Source organism: Variovorax sp. GW458-11-26-14-LB1, from assembly GCF_059423965.1.
In genome coordinates, this window is record NZ_JBWKYW010000001.1 from 222,504 (window position 1) to 247,780 (window position 25,277).

24 protein-coding genes are annotated in these 25,277 nt (G+C 66.5%); 6 read left to right on the forward strand and 18 right to left on the reverse strand.

Annotated features, from left to right (window positions below; all coding sequences use genetic code 11):
* The first annotated feature begins 8 nt into the window (after positions 1-8).
* The 4 genes from AC07YS_RS01035 to AC07YS_RS01050 are packed head-to-tail and all read left to right on the forward strand — an operon-like array spanning position 9 to position 3,999.
* Positions 9-788 carry an oxepin-CoA hydrolase, alternative type gene (locus AC07YS_RS01035; RefSeq protein ID WP_062471537.1) on the forward strand — a complete coding sequence of 260 codons (780 nt, stop codon included), beginning with the start codon at positions 9-11 and terminating at the stop codon, positions 786-788.
* A 60-nt stretch (positions 789-848) separates the two neighbouring features.
* The gene (locus tag AC07YS_RS01040; RefSeq protein WP_062471540.1) at positions 849-1,568 is read left to right on the forward strand and encodes a Crp/Fnr family transcriptional regulator; all 720 of its coding nucleotides are present in this window, start codon (positions 849-851) and stop codon (positions 1,566-1,568) included.
* A 12-nt stretch (positions 1,569-1,580) separates the two neighbouring features.
* Complete coding sequence (locus AC07YS_RS01045; RefSeq protein ID WP_495267242.1) at positions 1,581-2,687, forward strand: phosphotransferase; 1,107 nt, start codon at positions 1,581-1,583, stop codon at positions 2,685-2,687.
* Between the two features lie 34 nt (positions 2,688-2,721).
* Complete coding sequence (locus AC07YS_RS01050; protein ID WP_062471546.1) at positions 2,722-3,999, forward strand: acyl-CoA dehydrogenase family protein; 1,278 nt, start codon at positions 2,722-2,724, stop codon at positions 3,997-3,999.
* A gap of 103 nt (positions 4,000-4,102) precedes the next feature.
* Here AC07YS_RS01050 and AC07YS_RS01055 read toward each other — a convergent pair whose 3' ends face one another.
* The 5 genes from AC07YS_RS01055 to AC07YS_RS01075 form a co-directional block, all read right to left on the reverse strand.
* Complete coding sequence (locus tag AC07YS_RS01055) at positions 4,103-4,597, reverse strand: GNAT family N-acetyltransferase (protein WP_495267243.1); 495 nt, start codon at positions 4,595-4,597, stop codon at positions 4,103-4,105.
* On the reverse strand, positions 4,594-5,931 hold the full coding sequence (gene glmM, locus AC07YS_RS01060; protein WP_495267244.1) for a phosphoglucosamine mutase: 1,338 nt from the start codon (positions 5,929-5,931) through the stop codon (positions 4,594-4,596). Before glmM ends, AC07YS_RS01055 begins: the two co-directional genes overlap by 4 nt.
* The gene (gene folP, locus AC07YS_RS01065; RefSeq protein WP_307693724.1) at positions 5,928-6,740 is read right to left on the reverse strand and encodes a dihydropteroate synthase; all 813 of its coding nucleotides are present in this window, start codon (positions 6,738-6,740) and stop codon (positions 5,928-5,930) included. Before folP ends, glmM begins: the two co-directional genes overlap by 4 nt.
* A gap of 115 nt (positions 6,741-6,855) precedes the next feature.
* On the reverse strand, positions 6,856-8,772 hold the full coding sequence (gene ftsH, locus AC07YS_RS01070; protein WP_062471558.1) for an ATP-dependent zinc metalloprotease FtsH: 1,917 nt from the start codon (positions 8,770-8,772) through the stop codon (positions 6,856-6,858).
* A 166-nt stretch (positions 8,773-8,938) separates the two neighbouring features.
* Entirely contained in the window at positions 8,939-9,607 is a 669-nt protein-coding gene (locus tag AC07YS_RS01075) for an RlmE family RNA methyltransferase (protein ID WP_495267245.1), read from the reverse strand.
* A gap of 33 nt (positions 9,608-9,640) precedes the next feature.
* On the opposite strand from AC07YS_RS01075, the gene AC07YS_RS01080 reads away from it, so the two are divergent.
* Together AC07YS_RS01080 and AC07YS_RS01085 are read left to right on the forward strand one after the other, a co-directional pair.
* Positions 9,641-10,120 carry a YhbY family RNA-binding protein gene (locus AC07YS_RS01080; RefSeq protein ID WP_062471564.1) on the forward strand — a complete coding sequence of 160 codons (480 nt, stop codon included), beginning with the start codon at positions 9,641-9,643 and terminating at the stop codon, positions 10,118-10,120.
* A 2-nt stretch (positions 10,121-10,122) separates the two neighbouring features.
* On the forward strand, positions 10,123-10,881 hold the full coding sequence (locus AC07YS_RS01085; RefSeq protein ID WP_070060536.1) for a glycosyltransferase: 759 nt from the start codon (positions 10,123-10,125) through the stop codon (positions 10,879-10,881).
* A gap of 37 nt (positions 10,882-10,918) precedes the next feature.
* Here the strand turns inward: AC07YS_RS01085 and AC07YS_RS01090 are convergent, their stop codons facing one another.
* From AC07YS_RS01090 to bamA, 13 genes are all read right to left on the reverse strand, one after another.
* Positions 10,919-11,341, reverse strand: a complete 423-nt coding sequence (locus tag AC07YS_RS01090; protein ID WP_139704608.1) for a DUF4149 domain-containing protein — start codon at positions 11,339-11,341, stop codon at positions 10,919-10,921.
* A gap of 5 nt (positions 11,342-11,346) precedes the next feature.
* A complete protein-coding gene (gene greA / locus AC07YS_RS01095) occupies positions 11,347-11,823 on the reverse strand; it encodes a transcription elongation factor GreA (RefSeq protein WP_056518766.1) in 477 nt (158 codons plus the stop codon).
* Positions 11,824-11,889: 66 nt separating this feature from the next.
* Positions 11,890-12,759, reverse strand: coding sequence for a Kdo hydroxylase KdoO (kdoO, locus tag AC07YS_RS01100; RefSeq protein ID WP_495267246.1), 870 nt, complete (start codon positions 12,757-12,759; stop codon positions 11,890-11,892).
* 12 nt (positions 12,760-12,771) lie between these two features.
* Positions 12,772-16,020 carry a carbamoyl-phosphate synthase large subunit gene (carB, locus tag AC07YS_RS01105; protein ID WP_062471576.1) on the reverse strand — a complete coding sequence of 1,083 codons (3,249 nt, stop codon included), beginning with the start codon at positions 16,018-16,020 and terminating at the stop codon, positions 12,772-12,774.
* Positions 16,013-17,197 (reverse strand): glutamine-hydrolyzing carbamoyl-phosphate synthase small subunit, encoded by a 1,185-nt coding sequence (carA, locus tag AC07YS_RS01110; RefSeq protein ID WP_062471578.1) that lies wholly within the window; start codon positions 17,195-17,197, stop codon positions 16,013-16,015. The genes carB and carA overlap by 8 nt, the downstream gene beginning before the upstream one ends.
* A gap of 142 nt (positions 17,198-17,339) precedes the next feature.
* Positions 17,340-18,125, reverse strand: a complete 786-nt coding sequence (locus AC07YS_RS01115; protein ID WP_062471581.1) for a TrmH family RNA methyltransferase — start codon at positions 18,123-18,125, stop codon at positions 17,340-17,342.
* Between the two features lie 7 nt (positions 18,126-18,132).
* Complete coding sequence (gene rnhB, locus AC07YS_RS01120) at positions 18,133-18,864, reverse strand: ribonuclease HII (protein WP_495267247.1); 732 nt, start codon at positions 18,862-18,864, stop codon at positions 18,133-18,135.
* Positions 18,836-19,984 carry a lipid-A-disaccharide synthase gene (gene lpxB / locus AC07YS_RS01125; RefSeq protein WP_495267248.1) on the reverse strand — a complete coding sequence of 383 codons (1,149 nt, stop codon included), beginning with the start codon at positions 19,982-19,984 and terminating at the stop codon, positions 18,836-18,838. The genes rnhB and lpxB overlap by 29 nt, the downstream gene beginning before the upstream one ends.
* A gap of 10 nt (positions 19,985-19,994) precedes the next feature.
* Positions 19,995-20,783 (reverse strand): acyl-ACP--UDP-N-acetylglucosamine O-acyltransferase, encoded by a 789-nt coding sequence (lpxA, locus tag AC07YS_RS01130; protein WP_095745191.1) that lies wholly within the window; start codon positions 20,781-20,783, stop codon positions 19,995-19,997.
* A 25-nt stretch (positions 20,784-20,808) separates the two neighbouring features.
* Complete coding sequence (fabZ, locus tag AC07YS_RS01135) at positions 20,809-21,264, reverse strand: 3-hydroxyacyl-ACP dehydratase FabZ (RefSeq protein WP_056582588.1); 456 nt, start codon at positions 21,262-21,264, stop codon at positions 20,809-20,811.
* 23 nt (positions 21,265-21,287) lie between these two features.
* Positions 21,288-22,265 (reverse strand): UDP-3-O-(3-hydroxymyristoyl)glucosamine N-acyltransferase, encoded by a 978-nt coding sequence (lpxD, locus tag AC07YS_RS01140; RefSeq protein WP_495267249.1) that lies wholly within the window; start codon positions 22,263-22,265, stop codon positions 21,288-21,290.
* Positions 22,266-22,279: 14 nt separating this feature from the next.
* On the reverse strand, positions 22,280-22,825 hold the full coding sequence (locus AC07YS_RS01145; protein ID WP_070060531.1) for an OmpH/Skp family outer membrane protein: 546 nt from the start codon (positions 22,823-22,825) through the stop codon (positions 22,280-22,282).
* A complete protein-coding gene (gene bamA, locus AC07YS_RS01150) occupies positions 22,826-25,258 on the reverse strand; it encodes an outer membrane protein assembly factor BamA (protein ID WP_062471595.1) in 2,433 nt (810 codons plus the stop codon).
* Positions 25,259-25,277: the final 19 nt, after the last annotated feature.

Here is a 25,277-nt window from a genome sequence, read left to right on the forward strand (position 1 = left end):
CGCACACCATGACCGCCGAACTCAAGAGCACCAGCGAAGGCAGCACCATGGTGCTGACCATCGTCAACCCGACCCAGCGCAATGCACTGGGCCCCGAGATCTATGCCGCCGGCATCGAGGCGCTGAACGGCGCCGAGAGCAGCGACGAGATCCGCAGCGTCGTCATCGTGGGCGAAGGCGCCTGGTTCTGCGCCGGCGGCTCGCTGCAGCGGCTGCTGGCCAACCGCCAGCTCGACCGCTCCGTGCAGGCCGAGAGCATCGAGGGCCTGCACAACTGGATCGACTCGATCCGCACCTTTCCCAAGCCTGTCATCGCGGCCGTCGAGGGCGCGGCGGCCGGCGCCGGCTTCTCGCTCGCGCTGGCCTGCGACTTCGTCGTGGCCGCGCGCGACGCCGTGTTCGCGGCCTCGTACAGCAACGTGGCGCTGTCGCCCGACGGTGGCCTCAGCTGGCACCTCGGGCAGGCGCTGCCGCGCCAGCTGGCGAGCGAATGGCTGATGAACGGCGAGCGCATCGAGGCCGCGCGCCTGCATGCCTTCGGCCTCGTCAACGAGCTCACCGACAGCGGACAGGCGCTGGCCGGCGCGCTGGCCCTGGCCACCCGCCTGAACGCGCGCGCACCGAACTCGCTGGCCAGCATCAAGGAGCTGCTGAGCGACGCGCGCGGCGCCACACTGGCGTCGCAGCTATCGCAGGAGCGCGATCATTTCGTGCGCAACCTGCACCACGCGAACGCGGGCATCGGCATCGCCGCGTTCCTCGACAAGACACCGCCACGCTACGAGTGACGCCTGACGGCGTCGCTCCCGAGACACCCCACAGCTTTTCAGTCGCCGAGAGGACAGACCATGGACGACCCCATTCTTACCATCGAAGAACGTGAAGCGATCAACAGTGGTCGCTGGTTTTCTTCCCTATCTCCATCGCTACGGCACGACATCCTCCGATGCGCCTTTGTCAAACGCTACAAGGACGGCGACCTGCTCGCCGCGCGCGGCGACCCGCCCGAGCACTGGATCGCCTGTGCCAAGGGGGCGTTGCGCGTGAGCTCGACCGCGGTGTCGGGCAAGCAGGTGACGCTGACCTACGTCGAGCCGGGCATCTGGTTCGGCGACGTGGCGATGTTCGACGGGGAGCGGCGCACGCACGACACGTACTCGCACGGCGACACCACCGTGCTGTGCGTGGCGCGGGCCGACTTCCAGAAGATCCTGGCCACGCACGTCGAGCTGTACGAAGCGCTGATGCGGCTGCAGGCGCGCCGCATCCGTACGCTGTTCGGGCTGGTGGAAGACCTCAACACCCTGCCCTTGCGCGCACGCCTGGCCAAGCAGCTCATCCACTTGGTGCGCAGCTACGGCGTGCCCAACCTGGACGACGGCAGCCAGACGCGCATCGGCCTGCAACTGGCGCAGGAAGAACTCGCGCAGCTGCTCGGCGCCTCGCGCCAGCGGGTCAACCAGGAACTCAAGACGATGGAGCGCGAGGGCACCATCCGGATCGAGCCGGCCGGACTGGTCGTGCTGGACCGCTCTGCGCTGATGCACATCTCTGAAGCAGACAACTAAAAAAGATTCGACATGAGCCAGGACTTCTCCAGTTTCATCGGCACCCGCGCGGTGTCCCAACAGCACACCTTCGACGTGGACGCGCTCGCGGCCTGGCTCGAAAAGAACCTCGAGGGCTTCCAGGGTCCGCTGACGGTCGAGATGTTCAAGGGCGGTCAGTCCAACCCGACCTACAAGCTCGTCACGCCCACGCAGAGCTACGTGATGCGCGCCAAGCCCGGCCCGGTCGCCAAGCTGCTGCCCTCGGCCCATGCGGTCGAGCGCGAATACAAGGTGATGCGCGGCCTGCAGGGCACCGACGTGCCCGTGCCGCGCATGTACTGCCTGTGCGAAGACGAATCCATCATCGGGCGCGCCTTCTACATCATGGAGTTCATGCAGGGCCGCGTGCTGTGGGACCAGTCGCTGCCCGGCTTCAGCAACGCCGAGCGCGCGGCCTACTACGACGAAATGAACCGCGTCATCGCGGCGCTGCACACGGTCGACTTCGCCGCCCGCGGCCTGGGCGACTACGGCAAGCCCGGCAACTACTTCGAGCGCCAGATCGGTCGCTGGAGCAAGCAGTACAAGGCCTCGGCCGACGGCGCCGGCGAACTGTCGCAGCCCATCGAGGCCATGGAGCGCCTGATCGAATGGCTGCCCGCCCACATGCCGGCGAGCGCACGCGACGAAAGCAAGGTCTCGATCGTGCATGGCGACTACCGCCTGGACAACGTGATGTTCCACGCCACCGAGCCGCGCATCATCGCGGTGCTCGACTGGGAACTCTCCACGCTGGGCCATCCGCTGGCCGACTTCAGCTACCACTGCATGTCGTGGCACATGCCCCCCACCACCGGCCGCGGCATCGGCGGCGTGGACGTGGCGGCGCTGGGCATTCCCACCGAGAGCGAATACATCGCCCGCTATTGCGAGCGCACGCGCATCAGCACGCCCGAGGCGCTGGCGCCCGACTGGAATTTCTACCAGGCCTACAACCTGTTTCGCATGGCCGCCATCCTGCAGGGCATTGCGAAACGGGTCGAAGCCGGTACCGCATCGAGCGAGCAAGCCGTGGCGTCCGCCCGTGGCGCACGGCCGATGGCCGAGATGGCCTGGCAATTTGCCCAAAAGGCATAGCCAGCCCTCCCCCTTAACCCCACCAGGAGACAGCATGGATTTCGAATATTCGGCCAAAACCAAGGAGCTTCAGAAGCGCGTTCTCGCCTTCATGGAAGACCACATCTACCCGGCCGAAGCCGAGTACAGCGCCGAACTGGCCGCCAACACGGTCGCCGGCAAGCGCTGGAGCGCCCTGCAGACCGTCGAGAAGCTCAAGGCCAAGGCCAAGGCACAAGGCCTGTGGAACCTGTTCTTGCCAGTCGACAGCGCCTCGGCCTCGGGCTATGAGGGTGCGGGCCTGACCAATCAGGAATACGCCCCGCTGGCCGAGATCATGGGCCGGGTGCCATGGGCCTCCGAAGCCTTCAACTGCTCGGCGCCTGACACCGGCAACATGGAAACCATCGCCCGCTACGGCTCGGAAGAGATCAAGGCGCGCTGGCTCAAGCCGCTGCTCGAAGGCCAGATCCGCTCGGCCTTCGCCATGACCGAACCCGACGTCGCTTCCAGCGATGCCACCAACATCGCCACGCGCATCGAGCGCCAGGGCGACGAGTACGTCATCAACGGCCACAAGTGGTGGATCTCCGGTGCGGCCGATCCGCGCTGCGCCGTGTTCGTCACCATGGGCAAGACCGATCCCGAAGCGCCCAAGCACTCGCAGCAGAGCATGGTCATCGTGCCGGCCGATGCCAAGGGCATCCGCATCGTGCGTCCGCTGAACGTGATGGGCTACGACGACGCGCCGCACGGCCACGTCGAGATGTACTTCGAGAACGTGCGCGTGCCCGTGGGCAACATCCTGCTGGGCGAAGGCCGCGGCTTCGAGATCGCCCAGGGCCGCCTTGGGCCCGGACGCATCCACCACTGCATGCGCCTGATCGGCCTGGCCGAGCGTGCGCTCGAGCTGATGTGCAAGCGCGCCTCGTCGCGCGTGGCCTTCGGCAAGACCGTCGCCTCGCAGACCGTCACGCAGGAACGCATCGCCGAAGCGCGCTGCAAGATCGACATGGCCCGCCTGCTCACGCTGAAGGCCGCCTGGCTGATGGACGTGGCCGGCAACAAGGTCGCGCGCACCGAGATCGCCATGATCAAGGTGGTGGCGCCCACCATGGCCTGCCAGGTCATCGACTGGGCCATGCAGGTCCACGGCGGCGGCGGCATGTGCGACGACTTCCCGCTGGCCTCGGCCTATGCGCAGGCGCGCACGCTGCGCTTTGCCGACGGTCCGGACGAAGTGCACCGCAACGCGATCGCCAAGTGGGAGCTGGGCAAGTACGCCGCCGACAAGTCGGGCGCCACCGCCGACGCGCCTGTCACGCGCTTCTGATCCAGAAATAAGAAAGGGCGCGATCGCCGCGCCCTTCTCTTTCTAGTCCGGCCATGCCGCCCACGCCTTGCGCGTCGGCGGCATTTTCATTGGCCTGGTTCGGTCAGAGCTTCTTCTGCAGGAAGACGGCGTGGCCGAATTCCGGATCGAGCTGGTAGCTGACGAAACCCTCGCGCTCGTAGCTGCGCAGCGCAGGCGCATTGCCCGACAGCACTTCGAGCGTGAGCTTGCAGGCGCCGCGTCGGCGGGCTTCCTGCTCGACCTGCGCGAACATCTGCTGCGCCACGCGCTGGCCACGGTGGCTGGCGCGCACGACCACGTCGTGCACGTTGACCAACGGCTGGCAGGCGAAGGTCGAAAAGCCTTCGATGCAGTTGATCAGGCCCACGGGCGTGTCGCCGTCGAAGGCCAGCACGCTGAACGCCTGCGGACGCGCCGCCAGCGCGGCGGGCAGGCCTTCGCGCACCGACGCGGGCAACGGCGTGCCACCGCCGGCGGGGTCGCGCGCGTAGCTGTCGAGCAACTCGACCACCGCCAGCGCCTGCAGCGGATCGCGGTAGTCGGCCAGGCGGGTTTCGATGCGGTTCGCCGTCGTCATGCGGCGGGCTTGAGCGTGGCTGCGAGGCGCTCAGCGCAAGACTGCGACTGCTTTGGATCGCGCGCCTCGACCATCACGCGCACCAGCGGCTCGGTGCCACTCGCACGGATCAGCACGCGGCCCGCATCGCCCAGCTCGGCTTCGATGCGCTTCGTTTCGCTGGCGAGCGCTACGTTGCTCTTCCAGTCCTGGTCGGGCGCGAGGCGCACGTTGATGAGCGTCTGCGGGAACAGCGTGACGCCTTCGAGCAGCTGTGCCACCGTCTTGCCGCTGCGCACGCAGGCCTGCAGCACCTGCAGCGCGCTCACGATGCCGTCGCCCGTGGTGTGGCGGTCGAGCGCCAGCAGGTGGCCGGAGCCTTCGCCGCCGAGCAGCCAGCCACGCTTGTCGAGCTCTTCGAGCACGTAGCGGTCGCCGACCTTGGCGCGCACGAACTCGATGTCCTGCGCGCGCAGGGCCATCTCGACGGCCTTGTTGGTCATGAGCGTGCCGACCACGCCCGCCGGCTTCTCGCCGCGCGCGACGCGTTCGGCCACCATCAGGTACAGCAGCTCGTCGCCGTTGAACAGGCGGCCGCTGGCATCGACCAGCTGCAGCCGGTCGGCGTCGCCGTCCAACGCGATGCCGTAGTCGGCCTTCTGCGCCGTCACGGTGGCGACCAGCGCCTCGGGGTGCGTGGCGCCGAAACCCTTGTTGATGTTGAGCCCGTCGGGCGCACAGCCGATGCTGGTGACGTCCGCGCCCAGTTCGTGGAACACGTTCGGCGCCACCTGGTAGGCCGCGCCGTGGGCGGCATCGACCACCAGCTTCATGCCGCGCAGCGACAGGTCGTTGGCGAAGGTGCTCTTGCAGAACTCGATGTAGCGGCCGTCCGCATCGTTGAGGCGGCGCGCCTTGCCCAGGTTGGCCGAATCCACCCAGACGGGTTCCTCTTCGAGCGCGGCCTCGACAGCCAGCTCCCAGGCGTCGTCGAGCTTGGTGCCCTGCGCACTGAAGAACTTGATGCCGTTGTCGGGAAAGGCGTTGTGGCTGGCGCTGATCACCACACCCAGGCTGGCGCGCTGGGCGCGCGTGAGGTAGGCCACGCCCGGCGTGGGCAGCGGGCCGAGCAGCACCACGTCGACGCCGGCGGAGTTGAAGCCCGACTCGAGCGCCGACTCGAGCATGTAGCCCGAGATGCGGGTGTCCTTGCCGATCAGCACCGTGGGACGGGCCTGGGTTTTCTTGAGGACGCGGCCCACGGCGTGCGCGAGGCGCAGCACGAAATCGGGGGTGATGGGCGATTGGCCGACCGTGCCGCGGATGCCGTCGGTGCCGAAATACTTACGGGTCATGTTGTTGCTCTTTGAAGGTGTTCTTGCGGTGCTTCCGCGCGCATGGCACGCCATACGGCGAGGGCGGCGACGGTGTCGCGAACGTCGTGCACCCGCACGACCGCCGCACCCCGGTCCACGGCCAGCACGGCGGCTGCCACGCTGGGCACGGTACGCCCGGATGCATTGTCGATGCCGGTGACGGCCCCGATGGAGGACTTGCGGGACCAACCTAGCAACAAGGGGTAACCGGTTGCCAACAATTCCCGCTGCCGACCGAGGAGCGCGAAGTTCTGCGCCACGCTCTTGCCGAAACCGACGCCCGGATCGAGCGTGATGCGCGCGGGGTCGATGCCCAGCGCTGTCAGGGGCGCCAGTTGCGCGTCCCAGAAAGCCAGCACCTCGGGAATCACGTCGCCCTGCATCGGCAGCGTCTGCATGGTCTGCGGGTCGCGGTGCATGTGCATCAGGCAGATGCCGCAGGTCGGGTGCGCCGCCACGGCATCGCGCGCGCCGGGTTGGCGCAGGGCCCAGATGTCGTTGACGATGTCCGCGCCCAGGTCGAGCACGGCGCGCATCACCTCGGGCTTGTAGGTGTCGATCGACAGCGGCACGTTCAGCTTCACGGCCTCGCGCACCACGGGCAGCACGCGCGCCAGCTCGGCGTCCAGCGGCACGGCGGGACTGCCGGGGCGGGTCGATTCGCCGCCGATGTCGAGGATGTCGGCGCCCTCCTTCAGCAGTTGCTCGCAGTGCTTCAGCGCAGTCTCGGTCGACGCGTGCGCGCCGCCGTCGGAGAAGGAATCGGGCGTGACGTTGACGATGCCCATCACGCGCGGCTGCGCGAGGTCAATCCTGAAACGCGAGGTCTGCCAAACCGCACCATCTGGCTCACCATGGAAAACGGGGCCAGGGGCCCCGTTGTTGCTTGATTTCAAGCTCACCTCAAGCGGCGGTCGGCGCCGGGTCAGGATTGACGGCCGGCGTGCCACCACTGCCGCCGCTGCCCGAAGGCGGGATGCGCGGCGTCCAGTCCTTGGGCGGGCGCGGTGCGCGGCCGGCCATGATGTCGTCGAGCTGTTCGCTGTCGATGGTTTCCCATTCGAGCAGCGCCTTGGCCATGGCGTGCATCTTGTCGCTGTTCTCTTCGATGAGGCGGCGCGCCAGGGCGTATTGCTCGTCGATGATGCGGCGCACCTCGCCGTCGACCTTTTCCATGGTCTGCTCACTCATGTTCGTGGTCTTGGTGACCGAGCGGCCCAGGAACACTTCGCCTTCGTTCTCGGCGTAGACCATCGGGCCCAGCGCATCGGTCATGCCGTAGCGCGTGACCATGTCGCGGGCGATGGAAGTCGCGCGCTCGAAGTCGTTGCTGGCGCCGGTGGTCATCTGGTGCATGAACACTTCTTCGGCGATGCGGCCACCGAACAGCATGCTGATCTGGTTCAGCATGTACTCGCGGTCGTAGCTGTAGCGGTCCTGCGACGGCAGGCTCATGGTCACGCCGAGGGCGCGGCCACGCGGAATGATCGTGACCTTGTGGACCGGGTCGCACTTGGGCAGCAGCTTGCCGATGAGGGCGTGGCCGGACTCGTGGTAGGCCGTGTTGCGGCGCTCTTCCTCGGGCATGACCATGCTCTTGCGCTCGGGGCCCATGAAGATCTTGTCCTTGGCCTTCTCGAAGTCCTGCATCTCGACCACGCGCGCATTGCGGCGGGCGGCCATCAGGGCGGCTTCGTTGCACAGGTTGGCCAGGTCGGCGCCCGACATGCCGGGCGTGCCGCGGGCGATCACGCTCGGGTTCACGTCCTGGCCCAGCGGGACCTTGCGCATGTGGACGGCCAGGATCTGCTCGCGGCCGCGGATGTCGGGCAGCGTGACGTACACCTGACGGTCGAAACGGCCCGGGCGCAGCAGTGCGGCGTCGAGGATGTCGGGGCGGTTGGTGGCAGCCACCACGATCACGCCGAGGTTGGTTTCGAAGCCGTCCATCTCGACCAGCATCTGGTTGAGGGTCTGCTCGCGCTCGTCGTTGCCGCCGCCGAGGCCGGCACCGCGCTGGCGACCCACCGCATCGATTTCGTCGATGAAGATGATGCAAGGCGCGTTCTTCTTGGCGTTCTCGAACATGTCGCGCACGCGGGCCGCGCCCACGCCGACGAACATTTCGACGAAGTCGGAACCGGAGATCGAGAAGAACGGCACCTTGGCTTCGCCGGCGATCGACTTGGCCAGCAGCGTCTTGCCGGTGCCCGGAGGACCGACCAGCAGCAGGCCGCGCGGAATGCGGCCGCCGAGCTTCTGGAAGCGTTGCGGGTCTTTCAGGAAGTCGACGACTTCACGGACTTCTTCCTTGGCCTCGTCGCAGCCTGCGACGTCGGCGAAGGTCACCGTGTTGTTGTTCTCGTCCATCATGCGGGCCTTGCTCTTGCCGAAGCTGAACGCCCCGCCCTTGCCGCCGCCCTGCATCTGGCGCATGAAGTAGATCCACACGCCGATCAGCAGCAGCATCGGGCCCCAGCTGACCAGCAGGGTCATGAGGAGCGAGCCCTCTTCGCGCGGCTTGACGTCGAACTTGACGTTGTGGTCGATCAGGTCGCCCACGAGGCCGCGGTCGAGGACCGTGGCGGTCGTGCGGATCTTGCGATCGTCGTTGGTGACCGCGACGATCTCGCCGCCGCCGGCGCCTTCAGGAATGATGGCGCTCTTGATCTGGTTGTTGCGGACCTGGTCCAGGAACTCGGAATAGCTCACCGTTCCCGAGCCGACGCCACCGCGGGTGTCGAACTGCTTGAACACAGTGAACAACACCATGGCAATGACGAGCCATACGGCAACTTTGGAAAACCACTGATTGTTCAAACGAAGCTCCAGTCGAAAGCGCGTGACGGGAATATGAAATACGCGCTGAGGGTACGCAATTGCGCCCCATTTTAGGCTTTTCAAGCTGCGAAAAGCGGACATTTCCCTATAGCAGCCATAGGCTGACAAGGGTTTGCGCCCCTGGAGGGCACCCCACGGCAAGGTATCAATGCGTATCGGATGCCTTCAATCCCCTGCCGATGAGGAAGGTCTCGGCCGATTTGTCGCGCGATGCCTTGGGCTTGAGCGGCTTCACGACGCGGAAATTGGCCTTGAACATCTTGACCAATTCGTCGTACCCGCTGCCGTGGAAGACCTTGGCCACCAATGCCCCTTCGGGCTTCATGTGGTTCTGGGCGAAGTCGATGGCCAGCTCGATCAGGTGCGCCACCCGGGCGGCGTCGGCCGAATGGATGCCCGACAGGTTGGGCGCCATGTCGGACACCACCAGGTCGGCCTTGCGGCCGTCCAGCACCGCCAGGAGCTGCGCCAGCAGCGCGTCTTCGCGGAAATCGCCCTGCAGGAAGGTCACGCCCTCGATCGGCTCCATCGGCAGCAGGTCGAGCGAAATGATGGTGCCGTTGAGGTCGCCGACCGCCGCCCCGCCGGGCGACATGCGCCGCCGCAGGTACTGGCTCCAGGCGCCCGGGGTCGAGCCCAGGTCGACCACCAGCTGGCCGGGCTTGACCAGCCCGAGCGACTCGTCGATTTCCTTGAGCTTGTAAGCCGCGCGGGCGCGGTAGCCCTCTCTGGTCGCGAGCTTCACGTAGGGGTCGTTGATGTGGTCGTGAAGCCACGCCTTGTTGACTTTTTTGCTTTTGGCTTTGGTGCTCATGAGGGTGTTCGTGTACGCGTCGATAATACGGGGATGCCCGCCATTCAACTTACCCCTGCCGAGCGCAAGGTGCACCGCGCCGAAGCTCACCACCTGGATCCGATCGTCATGGTCGGTGGAGACGGGCTCACCCCTGCCGTGAAAAAGGAGGCCGACGCGGCCCTGAAGGCCCATGGCCTGATCAAGGTGCGCGTCTTCTCCGACGACCGCCTCGCCCGCGACGCCATGCTCCAGGAGCTCGCCGACGAGCTCGACGCCGCCCCGATCCAGCACATCGGCAAGCTGCTCGTGCTGTGGCGCCCGAAGCCCGAAAAAGAGCGTGTGATCGACGAAGACCGCATGCCCGGCCCGCGCGACGTGAAGATCGTCAAGTACAGCAAGCGCGGCGGCCAACGCCCTGAAATCAAGACCCTGCGCGTGCTCGGCAACCAGCGCCTGACCCCTGGCGGCACCATCAAGCGCGCCAAGGCCAAGCGTCCGCTGTCGGCCAAGAAACGCAACCAGGCGGACTGAACTTGGTGGCAGCGCAAGGCGCCCAGCGCCATATCCTCTGCATGAAGTGGGGCACCAAGTACGGCCCCGAGTACGTCAACCGGCTCTACGCCATGGTGCGCCGCCACCTCAGCGGCGACTTCAAGTTCGTCTGCCTGACCGACGACGGCAACGGCATCCGCCCCGAAGTGACGTGCCTGCCCATCCCGCCGCTCAACCTCCAGCTGGCCCCGGGCCAGCGCGACGGCGCCTGGAAGAAGCTCACGACCTTCGAGCAGGACCTGCACGGCCTGCGCGGCACCGCCCTCTTCCTGGACGTCGACGTGGTGATCGTCGGCAGCCTGGACGCCTTCTTCGAGCAGCCCGGTGAATTCCTGATCATTCACGACTACGCCCGCCCCTGGCGGCGCGAGCGGATCACGGGCAATTCATCGGTCTACCGCTTCGAGCTGGGCGCCCATGCCGACGTGCTGGCGTACTTTCGCGCCAACATGGACAAGGTGCAGGCCGAGTACCGCAACGAGCAGGCCTACCTGTCGGACGTGCTGCACAAGCAGGGCAAGCTGGCCTACTGGCCGGCCGCCTGGTGCCCGAGCTTCAAGTACCACGGCATCCCGACCTGGCCGACCAACTACTGGGAAGAGCCCTTCGTGCCCGAAGGCGCCCGCGTGATGGTGTTCCACGGCGAGTGCAACCCGCCCGATGCGCTGGCGGGACGGCGCAACCGCGCCTTCCGCTACATCCGGCCGGCGAGCTGGGTCGCCAAGCACTGGAAAGAGTAAAGCCGGAGGGAGGCGGCGAGCGCGTCGCCTCCCCGGTTCAGCGTGGCGCCCGAGCGGCGCCGCCCATGCGCCACAGCAACGTGCCGGCGCAGGCCCACTGAACGAAGTACATGCCCGTGCCCACGGCGTGCCACAGCTTGAGGTTGTCGCGCGCCACGATGCGCGGCGCAACGGCGTACTGCTGCAACAGCGCCAGCAGCAGCGCCGCCAGCACCAGGAAGATGGCCGTCAACACCGGCCCGGTCATGCCGTCGTCGGCCTTCTGGCGGAAATGGATCAGCAGGATCAGCCCGCAGCCGATGGCGATCCAGCTTTGCGCCTCGAACAGCTGGGCGGCGAAATTGCCGGCCACCGCCGGATTGCCGAGCCGGGCGAACAGCATCGGCACGACCAGGAAACCGATGGTGCTGAGGCTGCCCCACCAGAGGGCCGCCAGCATCAGCGCGACGCGGTCTTTCATCCGATTCAGAGGTAGCGGACCGCCACGATCTCGTAGCGCTTGAGGCCACCCGGCGCCTGCACTTCGGCCGTGTCGCCCTCTTCCTTGCCGATCAGCGCGCGTGCGATCGGGCTGGAGATGTTGATCAGGCCAAGCTTCAGGTCGGCTTCGTCTTCGCCCACGATCTGGTACTTGACGGCATCGCCCGACTCTTCTTCTTCGAGTTCGACGGTCGAACCGAACACCACCTTGCCGCCGGCATCGAGTTCGCTCGGGTCGATGATCTGCGCGGCCGACAGCTTGCCTTCGACTTCCTGGATGCGGCCTTCGATGAAGCCCTGGCGGTCCTTGGCGACTTCGTATTCGGCGTTTTCGCTCAGGTCGCCCTGGGCGCGTGCCTCGGAAATGGCGTTGATGACCCAGGGACGGTCGACCGTCTTGAGTTGATGCAGTTCGGCGCGCAGTTTTTCAGCGCCGCGCTTGGTGATCGGAATGGTGGCCATGTTGTTGGTTCTCCATAAAGCGAAACCGCCGAACGCTGCCGTTCGGCGGTCGATTGAGGGAATTGATCAGACGAGTGTGCGTCCGGTCAGCCGGCTCAGAATGGCGAGCGGGCTCGATTCGGGATTGTATTGCTTCGATGCGGCCAGATGAAGGGTCTGCTCGAGCATGTACTGGCCCGCCATGACGGCGTGCGAGGTCTGGTCCGAGAAGCACACCCACACCGAACCGGGCGGGAATTTCGCCGTTTCCTGGGGCGAGTTTTCCTGGTACGCCATGTCCGACTTCATGCCGTCGTGCAGCTGCAGCATCAGGTGGTCGTACTCGCTGCGGAACGACTTGGTGACGTGCAGCGCCTGCAACAGCTTGGCCTGCCAGCGCGCATAGGGCTTGGCCCGCGGCAGAAAGCGTTTGGCGATGTCCTCGAAAGGCTCGCCCACGCGCCACACGCGCGGTGCGCCGTCGGGGTTGACGTTGGTGAACACGCGCAGGATGCGCTCGCCGTAGTTGGGACGCGACGGGAATGCATCGACGTGCAGGCGCCGGTCGTCGGCGCGCCACGATTGCACGCGCGTCTCGACCTGGGCCGGCCGGTAGCTGGTCGGCGCCAGGCGCAAGGCCGGCGTGTAGTGCGGCAGCAAGCCATGAATGAGCTGCTGCGCCTGCGTGCGAAAACGCTTCACCATCGCCGCCGTGGCACGCTGCACCACCTCATCACCCACGGCGCCCTTGAGCTTGCCGTGGGCGTCGAGGCTGATGTTGCGCACGTCGGGCGACAGCAGGCTGGGCGTCAGCAGGCTGCGCTCTTCAGGCAGCAGCTCGAAGCCCAGCCGCGGGAAGTACAGCACCTTGCCGGCTTCCAGTTCCGCGATCCACGCCTCGTTGGGCGTGGCCGCGTTCCAGTCCGCGAGGTCCAGTTCGACCAGCTGCGTTTCCATGGCGGTGCCCGGTCAGGCCGCGGCCAGCTGCGCGTGCATCTCCTGCACCGAGATCACGCCCAGCTCGTCCATGAAGCCCATGCCTTCGACCGCGGCTTCGGCGCCGAAGATCGTGGTGAAGGTGGTCACGCGTGCCAGCAGTGCCGAGGTGCGGATCTGGCGCGAGTCGGTGATCGCGTTGCGGCGCTCTTCCACCGTGTTGATGACCAAGGCAATCTCGTTGTTCTTGATCATGTCCACGATGTGCGGGCGGCCTTCGGTCACCTTGTTGACCGTCTCGCAGGCGATGCCGGCAGCGCTGATGGCCGCGGCGGTGCCCTTGGTGGCGACCAGCTCGAAGCCCAGCTTGGCCAGGCCGCGCGCCACTTCGACGGCACGTGCCTTGTCGTTGTTCTTCACCGAGATGAAGGCCTTGCCCGACTTGGGCAGCAACGTGCCCGCGCCGAGTTGCGACTTCACGAAGGCTTCGCCGAAGGTCTTGCCCACGCCCATCACTTCGCCGGTCGACTTCATCTCGGGGCCGAGGATGGTGTCCACGCCCGGGAACTTGACGAACGGGAACACGGCTTCCTTCACGCTGAAGTACGGCGGCGTGACTTCCTTGGTCACGCCCTGCGACGCGAGCGACTGGCCGGCCATACAGCGTGCCGCCACCTTGGCCAGCTGGATGCCCGTGGCCTTGCTCACGTACGGCACGGTGCGCGACGCACGCGGGTTCACTTCGAGCACGTAGATGACGTCCTTGCCGTCCTTCTGCTGGATGGCGAACTGCACGTTCATCAGGCCGACCACGTTCAGCGCGGCAGCCATGGCCGCGCTCTGGCGCTTCAGCTCGGCCACCGTGTCGGCGTTCAGGCTGTAGGGCGGCAGCGAGCAGGCGGAGTCGCCCGAGTGCACGCCGGCCTGTTCGATGTGCTCCATCACGCCGCCGATCAGCGTGCCGCCTTCGGCGTCGCGGATGCAGTCGACGTCGCATTCGACGGCGTCGTTCAGGAAGCGGTCGAGCAGCACCGGCGAGTCGTTGCTGACCTTCACGGCCTCGCGCATGTAGCGCTCGAGGTCGCGCTGCTCGTGCACGATTTCCATCGCGCGGCCGCCGAGCACGTAGCTCGGGCGCACCACCAGCGGGTAGCCCAGGGCCGCAGCCTTTTCGAGCGCTTCGGGTTCGGTGCGCGCGGTGGCGTTCGGCGGCTGGCGCAGGCCCAGCTCGTGCAGCAGCTTCTGGAAGCGCTCACGGTCTTCGGCCGCGTCGATCATGTCGGGCGAGGTGCCGATGATCGGCACGCCGTTGGCTTCGAGGTCGAGCGCAAGCTTCAACGGCGTCTGGCCGCCGTACTGCACGATCACGCCGAGCGGCTTTTCCTTGTCGACGATCTCGAGCACGTCTTCGAGCGTGAGCGGCTCGAAGTACAGGCGGTCGGAGGTGTCGTAATCGGTCGACACGGTCTCGGGGTTGCAGTTGACCATGATGGTCTCGTAGCCGTCCTCGCGCATGGCGAGTGCGGCGTGCACGCAGCAGTAGTCGAACTCGATGCCCTGGCCGATGCGGTTGGGACCGCCGCCGAGCACCATGATCTTCTTCTTGTCGGTCGGGTCGGCTTCGCACTCGTCCTCGTAGGTCGAGTACATGTAGGCGGTGTTGGTCGCGAACTCGGCCGCGCAGGTGTCCACGCGCTTGTAGACCGGACGCACGCCCAGGGCGCGGCGCTTCTCACGGATGGCCGTGTCGGTGGTCTTGAGTTGCTTGGCCAGGCGCCGGTCGGAGAAGCCCTTCTTCTTGAGCGCGAGCAGCGTGTCCTTGTCGATGTCGTCGAGCGACTTGGTTTCCAGCTCGAGCTCGATCTTCACGATCTCTTCGATCTGCACCAGGAACCACGGGTCGATCTTGGTCAGCGCGAACACTTCATCAACGCTCAGGCCCATGGCGAAGGCGTCGCCCACGTACCAGATGCGCTCGGGACCGGGCTCGCCCAGTTCCTTTTCGAGCACTTCGCGGTCTTGCGTCTTCTCGTTCAGGCCGTCCACGCCCACTTCGAGGCCGCGCAGGGCCTTCTGGAACGATTCCTGGAAGGTGCGGCCCATGGCCATCACCTCGCCCACCGACTTCATCTGCGTCGTGAGGCGCGAGTCGGCCTGCGGGAATTTCTCGAAGGCGAAACGCGGGATCTTGGTGACCACGTAGTCGATCGAGGGTTCGAACGACGCGGGCGTGGCACCGCCGGTGATTTCGTTGCGCAGCTCGTCGAGCGTGTAGCCCACGGCCAGCTTGGCGGCGACCTTGGCGATGGGGAAGCCCGTGGCCTTGGAGGCCAGCGCCGAGGAACGCGACACGCGCGGGTTCATCTCGATGACGACCATGCGGCCGTCCTTCGGGTTGATGGAGAACTGCACGTTCGAGCCGCCGGTGTCGACGCCGATCTCGCGCAGCACGGCCAGCGAGGCGTTGCGCAGGATCTGGTATTCCTTGTCGGACAGCGTCTGCGCGGGGGCCACGGTGATCGAGTCGCCGGTGTGCACGCCCATCGGGTCGAGGTTTTCGATCGAGCAGACGATGATGCAGTTGTCGGCCTTGTCGCGCACGACTTCCATCTCGTACTCTTTCCAGCCGAGCAGCGACTCTTCGATCAGCAGCTCGTTGGTGGGCGAGGCTTCGATGCCGCGCTTGCAGATGGTCTCGAACTCTTCCGGGTTGTAGGCGATGCCGCCGCCGGTGCCGCCCAGCGTGAAGCTGGGGCGGATGACGACCGGGAAGCCGACCGTCTTCTGCACGGCCCACGCCTCGTCGAGCGTGTGGGCGATGCCCGAACGCGCCGAGCCCAGGCCGATCTTGGTCATCGCGTCCTTGAACTTCAGGCGGTCTTCGGCCTTGTCGATGGCTTCGGGCGTGGCGCCGATCAGCTCGATCGGGCGGTTCGTGGCCGTGCCGGTGTACTTGTCGAGCACGCCGTTGCGCCACAGGTCGAGCGCGCAGTTCAGCGCGGTCTGGCCGCCCATGGTCGGCAGGATCGCGTCGGGGCGTTCCTTGGCGATGATTTTTTCAACCGTCTGCCAGGTGATGGGCTCGATGTAGGTGACGTCGGCCGTGGCCGGGTCGGTCATGATCGTCGCGGGGTTGCTGTTGATCAGGATGACCTTGTAGCCCTCTTCGCGCAGCGCCTTGCAGGCCTGCACGCCGGAGTAGTCGAATTCGCAGGCCTGGCCGATGATGATCGGGCCGGCGCCGATGATGAGGATCGATTTGAGGTCGGTGCGCTTAGGCATTCTTGTGCTCCGTCTTGTGCTTTTCCATGAGTGCCGTGAAGCGATCGAACAGGTAGCCGATGTCGTGCGGGCCCGGCGAAGCTTCGGGGTGGCCCTGGAAGCAGAACGCGGGCTTGTCGGTGCGCGCCAGGCCCTGCAGCGTGTTGTCGAACAGGCTGATGTGGGTGGGACGCAGGTTGGCCGGCAGCGACTTCTCGTCGACCGCGAAGCCGTGGTTCTGGCTGGTGATGCTCACGCGGCCGTTGTCCAGGTCCTTCACCGGATGGTTCGCGCCATGGTGGCCGAACTTCATCTTGAAGGTCTTGGCGCCCGAGGCGAGCGCCATGATCTGGTGGCCCAGGCAGATGCCGAAGGTGGGGATGCCGGTCTCGATGAGCTCCTTGACGGCGCTGATGGCGTAGTCGCAGGGCTGCGGGTCACCGGGGCCGTTGGCCAGGAAGATGCCATCGGGCTTGAGCTTGAGCACGTCGGCTGCGGGCGTCTGCGCTGGCACCACAGTGATGCGCGCGCCGCGCTGCGCGATCATGCGCAGGATGTTCTTCTTGACGCCGTAGTCGAACGCGACCACGTGGAACTGCGGCGTGATCTGCACGCCGTAGCCCGCGCCGAGCTTCCACTCGGTCTCGGTCCATTCGTAGGTCTGCTTGACCGACACCACCTTGGCCAGGTCGAGGCCGGCCATGCTGGGCGCGGCCTTGGCGGCGGCGATGGCCTTGTCGATCAGCGCCTGCGTCACGGTCTCGCCCGCGGCCAGGCCCAGGATGCAGCCGTTCTGCGCGCCGTGGGTGCGCAGGTGGCGCGTGAGCTTGCGGGTGTCGATGTTCGCAATGGCCACCGTGTTGCCAGACACGAGGTACTCGGTCAGCGTGGCGGTCTTGCGGAAGTTGGACGCGACGAGGGGCAGGTCCTTGATGATCAGGCCCGCGGCATGGATCTTGTCGGCTTCGATGTCCTCGCCGTTGACACCATAGTTGCCGATGTGCGGATACGTCAGGGTGACGATCTGCTGGCAGTAGCTGGGGTCGGTGAGGATTTCCTGGTAACCGGTCATCGCGGTGTTGAACACCACTTCACCGGTCGTGGAGCCGGCGGCTCCGATCGAGTTGCCGAGAAAGACCGTGCCGTCTGCGAGCGCCAGGATGGCGGGCGGGAAACTTCCCTTGAGAGACAAAAGCACTGGGTTCTCCGGATGGTTACGGTCGCCCGGAGCCCCAGGCGCGTTGCCTGCGGACTGCTGCTTAAGGGGATTTTGGCGTTGAAGGCGGCCGGGCGACGCTGATTTGCGAGTAAGCCCCCGATTGTAGCTCGGACTGGGTGTGTTATTTGGCCTGCAGGGCTGCTCCGCTTGCGTGCAGGCAGATGGCGGCCGCCGCCGCCACGTTGAGCGACTCCTCGCCGCCCGGTTGCGCAATGCGGATGTGGTGGGCGGCCCGGGCCTCCAACGCGGCCGAAACGCCCTGCCCCTCGTGGCCCATCAGCCAGGCGCAGGGGTGCGGCAGGTCGGCCTTGTGCAGCCATTCACCCCGGTGCGAGCTGGTGGCCACCAGCGGCACCCGCAGCGCATCGAGCGCGTCGATGTCCACGCCTTCGACCAGCCGTAGGCCGAAGTGGGCCCCCATGCCGGCGCGCAGCACCTTCGGCGCCCACAGGGCGGCCGTGCCCTTGAGCGCGATCACCTGGGTGAAGCCGAAAGCCGCCGCGCTGCGCAGGATGGAGCCGGCATTGCCGGCATCCTGCAGGCGGTCGAGCACCACGCTCGGGGCGTCGGGCAGGATTTCGGGCCGCGGCGGCAGGTCGAGCACGAAGCCCATCGGCGCGGGTGACTCCAGGCCGCTCACTGCGCGCAGCAGGTCGTCGGCGACCACTACCGTTTTGATAGCACTCTGTACCCATTCGGCGGGTGCCGAGGGCCAGAACGCTTCCGAAAACACCGCCACCGCCGGCCGGACGCCGCGGGCCAGCGCCGCACGGCACAGGTGGTCGCCCTCGAGCCAGAGCCGGCCGAGCTTGCGATAGGCGCCCGGGTCTTGCGCGAGCTTGCGCAGGTCTTTGAGCAAGGGGTTGTCGCGCGAGCTGATGTGGCTCGGGCCGGTGTCGGTGGTCATGGCGGGCTCAGGGGGCGGCGCGCGGATCGAGGCGTGCGCTGTTGTTTTCGGCGGCGCCGATCACGTGGGCGACCGAAACCTCGCCGGCCACGACGTTGACGGCTGAAGTTGCAGCAGCCGTGCGCGCCAGCGCCGCCGCCACCGGGCTGAACGACCGACGGTGATGCACGCAGGCCCCATGGCGCTGGAGCGCCTCGAGGTGCTCGCGCGTGCCGTAGCCCTTGTGGCCGGCGAAGCCGTAGTGTGGAAATTCGTCGTGCAGTTGCGTGCAGAGCCGGTCGCGGTGCACCTTGGCCAGGATGGAGGCGGCCGAGATCGCCTTGACCCGCGCGTCGCCCTTGACGATGGCGTCGGCCAGCACGTCGAGCCGGGGCAGGCGGTTGCCGTCCACCAGCACCTTGACCGGTTTCAGCCGCAGGCCTTCGACCGCGCGACGCATCGCGAGCATGGTCGCCTGCAGGATGTTGAGGCTGTCGATCTCCTCGACCGAGGCCTGGGCGATCGAGCAGCACAGCGCCTTGGCCAGGATCTGATCGTGCAGGCGTTCGCGCTGTAGGGCCGTGAGCGTCTTGGAGTCGGCCAGGCCACGGATCGGGCGCAGGTCGTCGAGGATCACGGCCGCGGCCACCACGGGACCGGCCAGCGGCCCGCGCCCTGCTTCATCGACGCCCGCCATCAGGCCGGGCGCGTCCCACACCAGCGGGGCCTGCTCAGCCTTCAAGAACTTTCTGGATCGCATCGGCGCACAGTGTGGGCGTGTCGCGCTGCAATTGCACATGCAGCGCTGAAAATCTTTGTTGCAGCGCCTGCGTCTTCGCGGGCGCGTCGAGCCACTCGAGCGTGGCGTTGGCCAGGGCCTCGGGCGAGGCGGCTTCCTGCAGCAGCTCGGGCACCACAAACTCGCGGCACAGGATGTTCGGCAGCCCGACCCAGGGCTGCAGCTGCTTGCGCTGCATGAGGCGCCAGGAGAGCCCGTTCATGTTGTAGGCGATGACCATCGGCCGCTTGAACAGCGCCGCCTCGAGCGTGGCCGTGCCGCTGGCGATCAGCGTGACGTCGCAGGCGGCGAGTGCGGCATGCGACTGGCCGTCGAGCAGCTTCACCCGCCCTGCCATGCCGGCGGCCTGCAGCAGGCTTTCGACCTCGGCGCGCAACCCCGGCAGGATCGGCGCGATGAACTGCAGCTTCGGCTTGGCCTTCTGCATCAACGCCGCAGCAGCGAAGAAGCGGGCCGCGAGGTAACGGATCTCGGAACGCCGGCTGCCAGGCAGCAGCGCGACGACCTGCGCCTCAGGGTCCACCCCGAGTGCGGCGCGGGCGGCAGCGCGGTCAGGCGTCATCGGGATCACGTTGGCAATCGGATGGCCCACGTAGCTCGCGGCCACGCCCTGCTTTTCGAGCAATTCGGGCTCGAACGGGAAGATGCACAGCACGTGGTCGGCGGCGGCGCGGATCTTGTCGATGCGATCGGCACGCCAGGCCCAGATCGAGGGGCAGACGAAGTGGACGGTCTTGATGCCCTCGTTGCGCAGGCCGGCTTCGAGGTCGAGATTGAAATCGGGCGCATCGACACCGATGAACAGCTCGGGGCGCTCGCGCAGCAGCCGGGCCTTGAGCTGGCGGCGAATGCCGGCGATCTCGGCGTAGTGCCGAAGCACCTCGATGTAGCCGCGTACGGCCAGCTTTTCCTGCGGCCACCAGCTCTGGAAGCCGTGGGCCAGCATGCGTGGGCCGCCGATGCCGACGGTCTGCAAGGCAGGCCAGCGGGCTTCGAGGCCGTCGAGCAGCAAGCCCGCGAGCAGGTCGCCGGACGCTTCGCCCGCGACCAGCGCGAAGCGGCGCTGTTCGTTCGTGCTCATCACGCCCATGTCAGCGCGCGATGCCGCGCGTTGAATGAGCGAGGAAGGCCTCCATCAGCGCGACATCGCCGGCGGCCTCGGGCATTTCCGCCGCGAGCTCGGCGATGGCGGCGCGCGCCTCTTCGAGCGTCTTGCCCTGGCGGTACAGCAGGCGGTGCATCTGCTTGACCGCCGCGAGCCGCTGCGCCGAGAAATCGCGCCGGCGCAGGCCCACGATGTTGAAGCCGCGCACGGCCAGCGGATTGCCGTCGACCAGCATGAAGGGTGGCACGTCCTGCGAGATCGCGCTCGCGAAGCCGACCATGGCGTGCGCGCCGACCGAGACGAACTGATGGATGCCCGTCAGGCCGCCGATCGTGACCCAGTCGGCCAGATGCACGTGCCCGGCCAGCGTGGTGTTGTTGGACAGCGTCGTGTGGTTGTCGACCCGGCAGTCGTGCGCGATGTGCGTGTACGCCATGATCCAGTTGTCGTTGCCGACACGCGTGATGCCCCCTGCCCCGGGCACGCCGAGGTTGAAGGTGCAGAACTCGCGGATCACGTTGCGGTCGCCGATGGTCAGCTCGGTCGGCTCGCCCGCGTACTTCTTGTCTTGCGGAATCGCACCGAGCGACGAGAACTGGAAGATCCTGTTGTCGCGCCCGATGGTCGTGCGCCCTTCGATCACGCAATGCGCGCCGATGGTGGTGCCCGCGCCGATCCGCACGTGCGGGCCGATCACGGTGTAGGGACCGACCGACACCGAGGCGTCGAGCTGGGCCTTCGGGTCGACGATCGCGGTCGAATGAACCTGGGTCATGCCTTGCAAGAGACGATGAGCCGGATCAGCTGTTGATCTGGCGCATGGCGCACATCAGCGAGGCTTCGCACGCCAGTTCGCTGCCCACGAGCGCACGGCCCTTGAACTTCGAGATGCCGGCCTTCATGCGCTCGATCTCGACTTCCAGCGTGAGCTGGTCGCCCGGCTCCACGGGGCGCTTGAAGCGCGCGCCGTCGATGGCCGCAAAGTAGTAGACCGTGTTGTCGTCGGGCACGATGTCCAGCGAGCGGAACGACAGCAGCGCCGCGGCCTGCGCCATGGCTTCGAGCATCAGCACGCCCGGCATCACCGGACGGTGCGGGAAGTGGCCGTTGAAGAAAGGCTCGTTCATCGTCACGTTCTTGAGGGCCGTGATGCGCTTGCCCTTTTCCATGCTCAACACCCGGTCCACCAGGAGAAACGGGTAGCGATGCGGCAGCAACTTGAGAATTTGGTGGATATCGAGCGTCGTGTCCGTCATGGTGTTCTGTTCCTGCATCGTCGTCATTGTTTCGAGGGGGCTTTTTCCAGCGCCTTCAGTCGTTCGCGCAGGCTGTGCAACTGCTTGAGCGTTGCCGCATTCTTTTCCCAGTTCGCATTGTCATCGATCGGAAACATGCCGGTGTACTGGCCGGCCTTGCGGATGGAGCGTGTCACCACGGTCGCCGCCGAGACATGCACGCCGTCGGCCACCGTGAGGTGGCCCAGCACGATGGCGCCGCCGCCGAAGGTGCAGTGGGCGCCGATGGTGGCGCTGCCGGCCACGCCGACGCAGCCCGCCATGGCGGTGTGCTTGCCGACGCGCACGTTGTGGCCGATCTGGATCAGGTTGTCGAGCTTCACGCCGTCTTCGATCACGGTGTCGTCCAGCGCGCCGCGGTCGATGCAGGTGTTGGCACCGATCTCGACGTCGTTGCCGATGCGCACCGCGCCCAGCTGCTCGATCTTGACCCAGGCGCCCTGGTGCGGCGCGAGGCCGAAGCCGTCGGCCCCGATCACCACGCCGGGGTGCAGCAGGCAGCGCTCGCCAATGGTGCAGTCTTCACTGACCGTGACGCGCGACTTCAGCACGGTGCCCGCACCGATGCGCGCGCCCCGCTCCACCACGCACAGCGCGCCGATGCGCGCGGTGGCGTCGACCTGGGCTTCGGGATGGATCACGGCTGAGGGATGGATGCGATCGGCTTCCGGGCGCGCATGGTGCGCTTTCCACAGCTGCGTCAGGCGCGCAAAGTAGTAGTACGGGTCGGGCGTGACGATGTAGGCGCCACGCGCCGCGGCAGCCTCGCGCATGGCGGGCGACACGATGACACAGGCCGCCTTGGAGGCGGCCAGTTCCTGCTGGTATTTGGGATGGCTCAGGAAGCTGAGCGCATCGGGCTGTGCATTCTGAAGCGGCGCGAGCCGCTCGATGGACAGCGTGGCATCTCCATGAAGCTCGCCCCCGAGGGCGTCAACGATGGCTCCGAGCTGCAGCGACACGCCGGTTCGCGGCGTTACTTGCCGGCCGCAGGCGCAGAGGAGCCGACCGACGCGTTGAGCGCCTTGATCACCTTGTCGGTGATGTCGTGCTTCGGGTTGATGTAGATCGCTTCCTGGAGGATAGCGTCGTACTTTTCGGCTTCGGCGACCTGCTTGACCACGCGGTTGGCGCGCTCGTAGACCTGCTGGAGCTCTTCGTTCTTGCGCGCGTTCAGGTCTTCCTGGAACTCGCGGCGCTTGCGCTGGAAGTCGCGGTCCTGGTCGACCAGCGAACGCTGGCGCGAGACGCGCTGGCTTTCCGACAGGGTCGGTGCCTCGCGCTCGAACTTCTCCGAGGCCGTCTTCAGCGCATCGCCCTGCACGGTCAGGTCCTTTTCGCGCTTGAGGAATTCAGCCTCGAGCTTGGCTTGCGCGGTCTTGGCCGGCTGCGCTTCGCGCAGGACACGGTCGGGGTTCACGAAACCGATGCGAAAGCTTTCCTGGGCCTGCGCGGGCGCAGCCATGAGGGCAAAAGCGGGAATCAGGAACGCGCCGGCGGCGGCGCGAATCAAATGCTTCATTTAGAAAGACGTTCCGATCTGGAATTGGAGGCGCTGAATTCTATCCTTCGGGATCACGACGAACCCGGTGCTCGGATCCGTCACTTCCTTCTGGGACTTGACGGGGAAGGCGTACGCTAGGCGCAGCGGGCCCAGCGGCGAGATCCAGCTGATGCCCAGGCCGACCGAGGCGCGCAGCTTCTTCTGGGCCTTCCATTGCTCGTCCGTCACGTTGGGTGCACGGGAGCCGAACACGTTGCCGACGTCGAAGAAGCCGTACAGGCGCAGCGTGCGGTCGTTGCCGGCGCCGGGGAACGGCGTGCTCAGCTCGGCATTGAAGATGGCCTTCTTGGTACCGCCCAGTGCCGCGCCTTCGGTCTGGCCGAGCAGCGGCTGGTCGCGCGGGCCCAGCGAGTTCTGCTCGAAGCCGCGGATCGAACCCAGGCCACCGGCGTAGAAGTTCTTGAAGATCGGGTAGACCTTGCCACCGAAGGCCTTGGCATAACCCACTTCGCCGTTGATGGCGAAGGTGTACTGCTTGTTGATCGCGAAGAACTGCTGGTACTGGTAGCTGGTCTTCAGGTACTTCATGTCCCCGCCCACGCCCAACTCGAGGTTGGCGCGCTGCAGGCGGCCGGTGGTCGGGACCAGCGCGCTGTCGCGGCTGTCGCGGCCCCAGCCCACGGTCAGCGGGATGCCCCAGACGCTCTTCTGGTCGCAGCTGGTGACGAACCAGCCGGTCGCGTCCTTGCCGCAGTGGAAGTAGTTCAGGTACGACTGCGGCGTGGTGAGGCCGGCGAGCGCCGACCGGTTCGGGTCGAACGCGTAGCGCTCCAGGCCGACGCCGAAGAAGACGGTGTCGAGTTCGCTGAACGGCACGCCGAAACGGATCGAGGCGCCCTGGTTCACCAGCTTGTAGTCGCCGTCTTCGTTCGTGGAGTACGGACGCGTCGTCGTGTGGTACACGCTGATCGTGCGCGAGATGCCGTCCTTCGTGAAGTACGGGTCGGTGGTGGTCAGCGACAGCGTGCGGTTGTACTTGCTGGTGTTGACCTGCACGCCCAGGAAGTTGCCCGAGCCGAACACGTTTTCCTGCGAGATGCCGAAAGTCAGCGCGACCTTTTCCGCGCTCGAGTAGCCGGCGCCCAGCTGCAGCGTGCCGGTGGGCTTTTCGGCCACGTTGACGGTCAGGTCGACCTGGTCGGGCGAGCCGGGCACTTCCTGGGTCTCGACGTTCACTTCGGTGAAGAAGCCCAGGCGGTCCACGCGGTCGCGCGAGACCTTGATCTTGTCGCCGTCGTACCACGAGGCTTCGAACTGGCGGAACTCGCGGCGGATCACTTCGTCGCGCGTCTTGTTGTTGCCGCCGACCGACACGCGGCGCACGTACACGCGGCGCGAGGGCTCGGCCTGCAGCGTGAGCGTGACGCGGTTGTTCACGCGGTCGATGTCCGGACGCGCCTGCACGCGGGCGAAGGCGTAGCCGAAGGTGCCGAAGTAGTCGCTGAAGGCCTTGGTGGTCTCGGTGACCTGCTCGCCGTTGTAGGGCTCGCCGGGCTTGATCGTGATGAGCGACTTGAACTCGTCGTCGCGGCCCAGGTAGTTGCCGTCGAGCTTGATGCCCGCCACCACGAACTTCTCGCCTTCGGTGATGTTCACCGTGACGCTCAGGTCCTTGCGGTCCGGCGAAATGGCGACCTGGGTCGAATCGATGCGGAACTCGAGGTAGCCGCGCGTGATGTAGTAGCTCTTCAGCGTCTCGAGGTCGGCGTTGAGCTTGGCGCGCGAGTACTGGTTCGACTTGGTGTACCAGCTCATGAAGCCGCCGCTGTCCTGGTCGAACAGGCTCAGCAGCGTCGATTCGCTGAAGGCCTTGTTGCCGACCACGTGCACTTCGCGGATGCGGGCGGACTCGCCTTCGGTCACGGTGAACGTCAGGTTCACGCGGTTGCGCTCGATGGGCGTGACGGTGGTCACGACGTTCGCGTTGTAGAGGCTGCGGCTCACGTACTGGCGCTTGAGCTCCTGCTCGGCGCGGTCGGCCAGGGCCTTGTCGTACGGGCGGCCGTCGGCCAGCCCGATTTCACGCAGCGCCTTCTGCAGCGCCGCCTTGTCGAATTCCTTGGCGCCGACGAAGTCGACGTCGGCGATGGTGGGCCGCTCTTCGACAATCACCACCAGCACGTTGCCGTTGACGTCGATGCGCACGTCCTTGAACAACCCCAGGTCGAACAGCGCGCGGATCGCGGCCGAGCCGCGTTCGTCGCTGTAGGTGTCGCCCACACGCAGGGGCAGCGACCCGAAGATCGTGCCGGCCTCGACGCGTTGCAAGCCTTCGACGCGGATATCGCGCACCGTGAAAGGCTCGACGGCCCAAGCGGCCGTGGCCGCCAGCGTGCTGGCCACCACCGCGGCAACGCTACGCAGGCGAAAGCGACTGAAGTTTGTGTTCATCTGTGAATTGGGCCGGCAC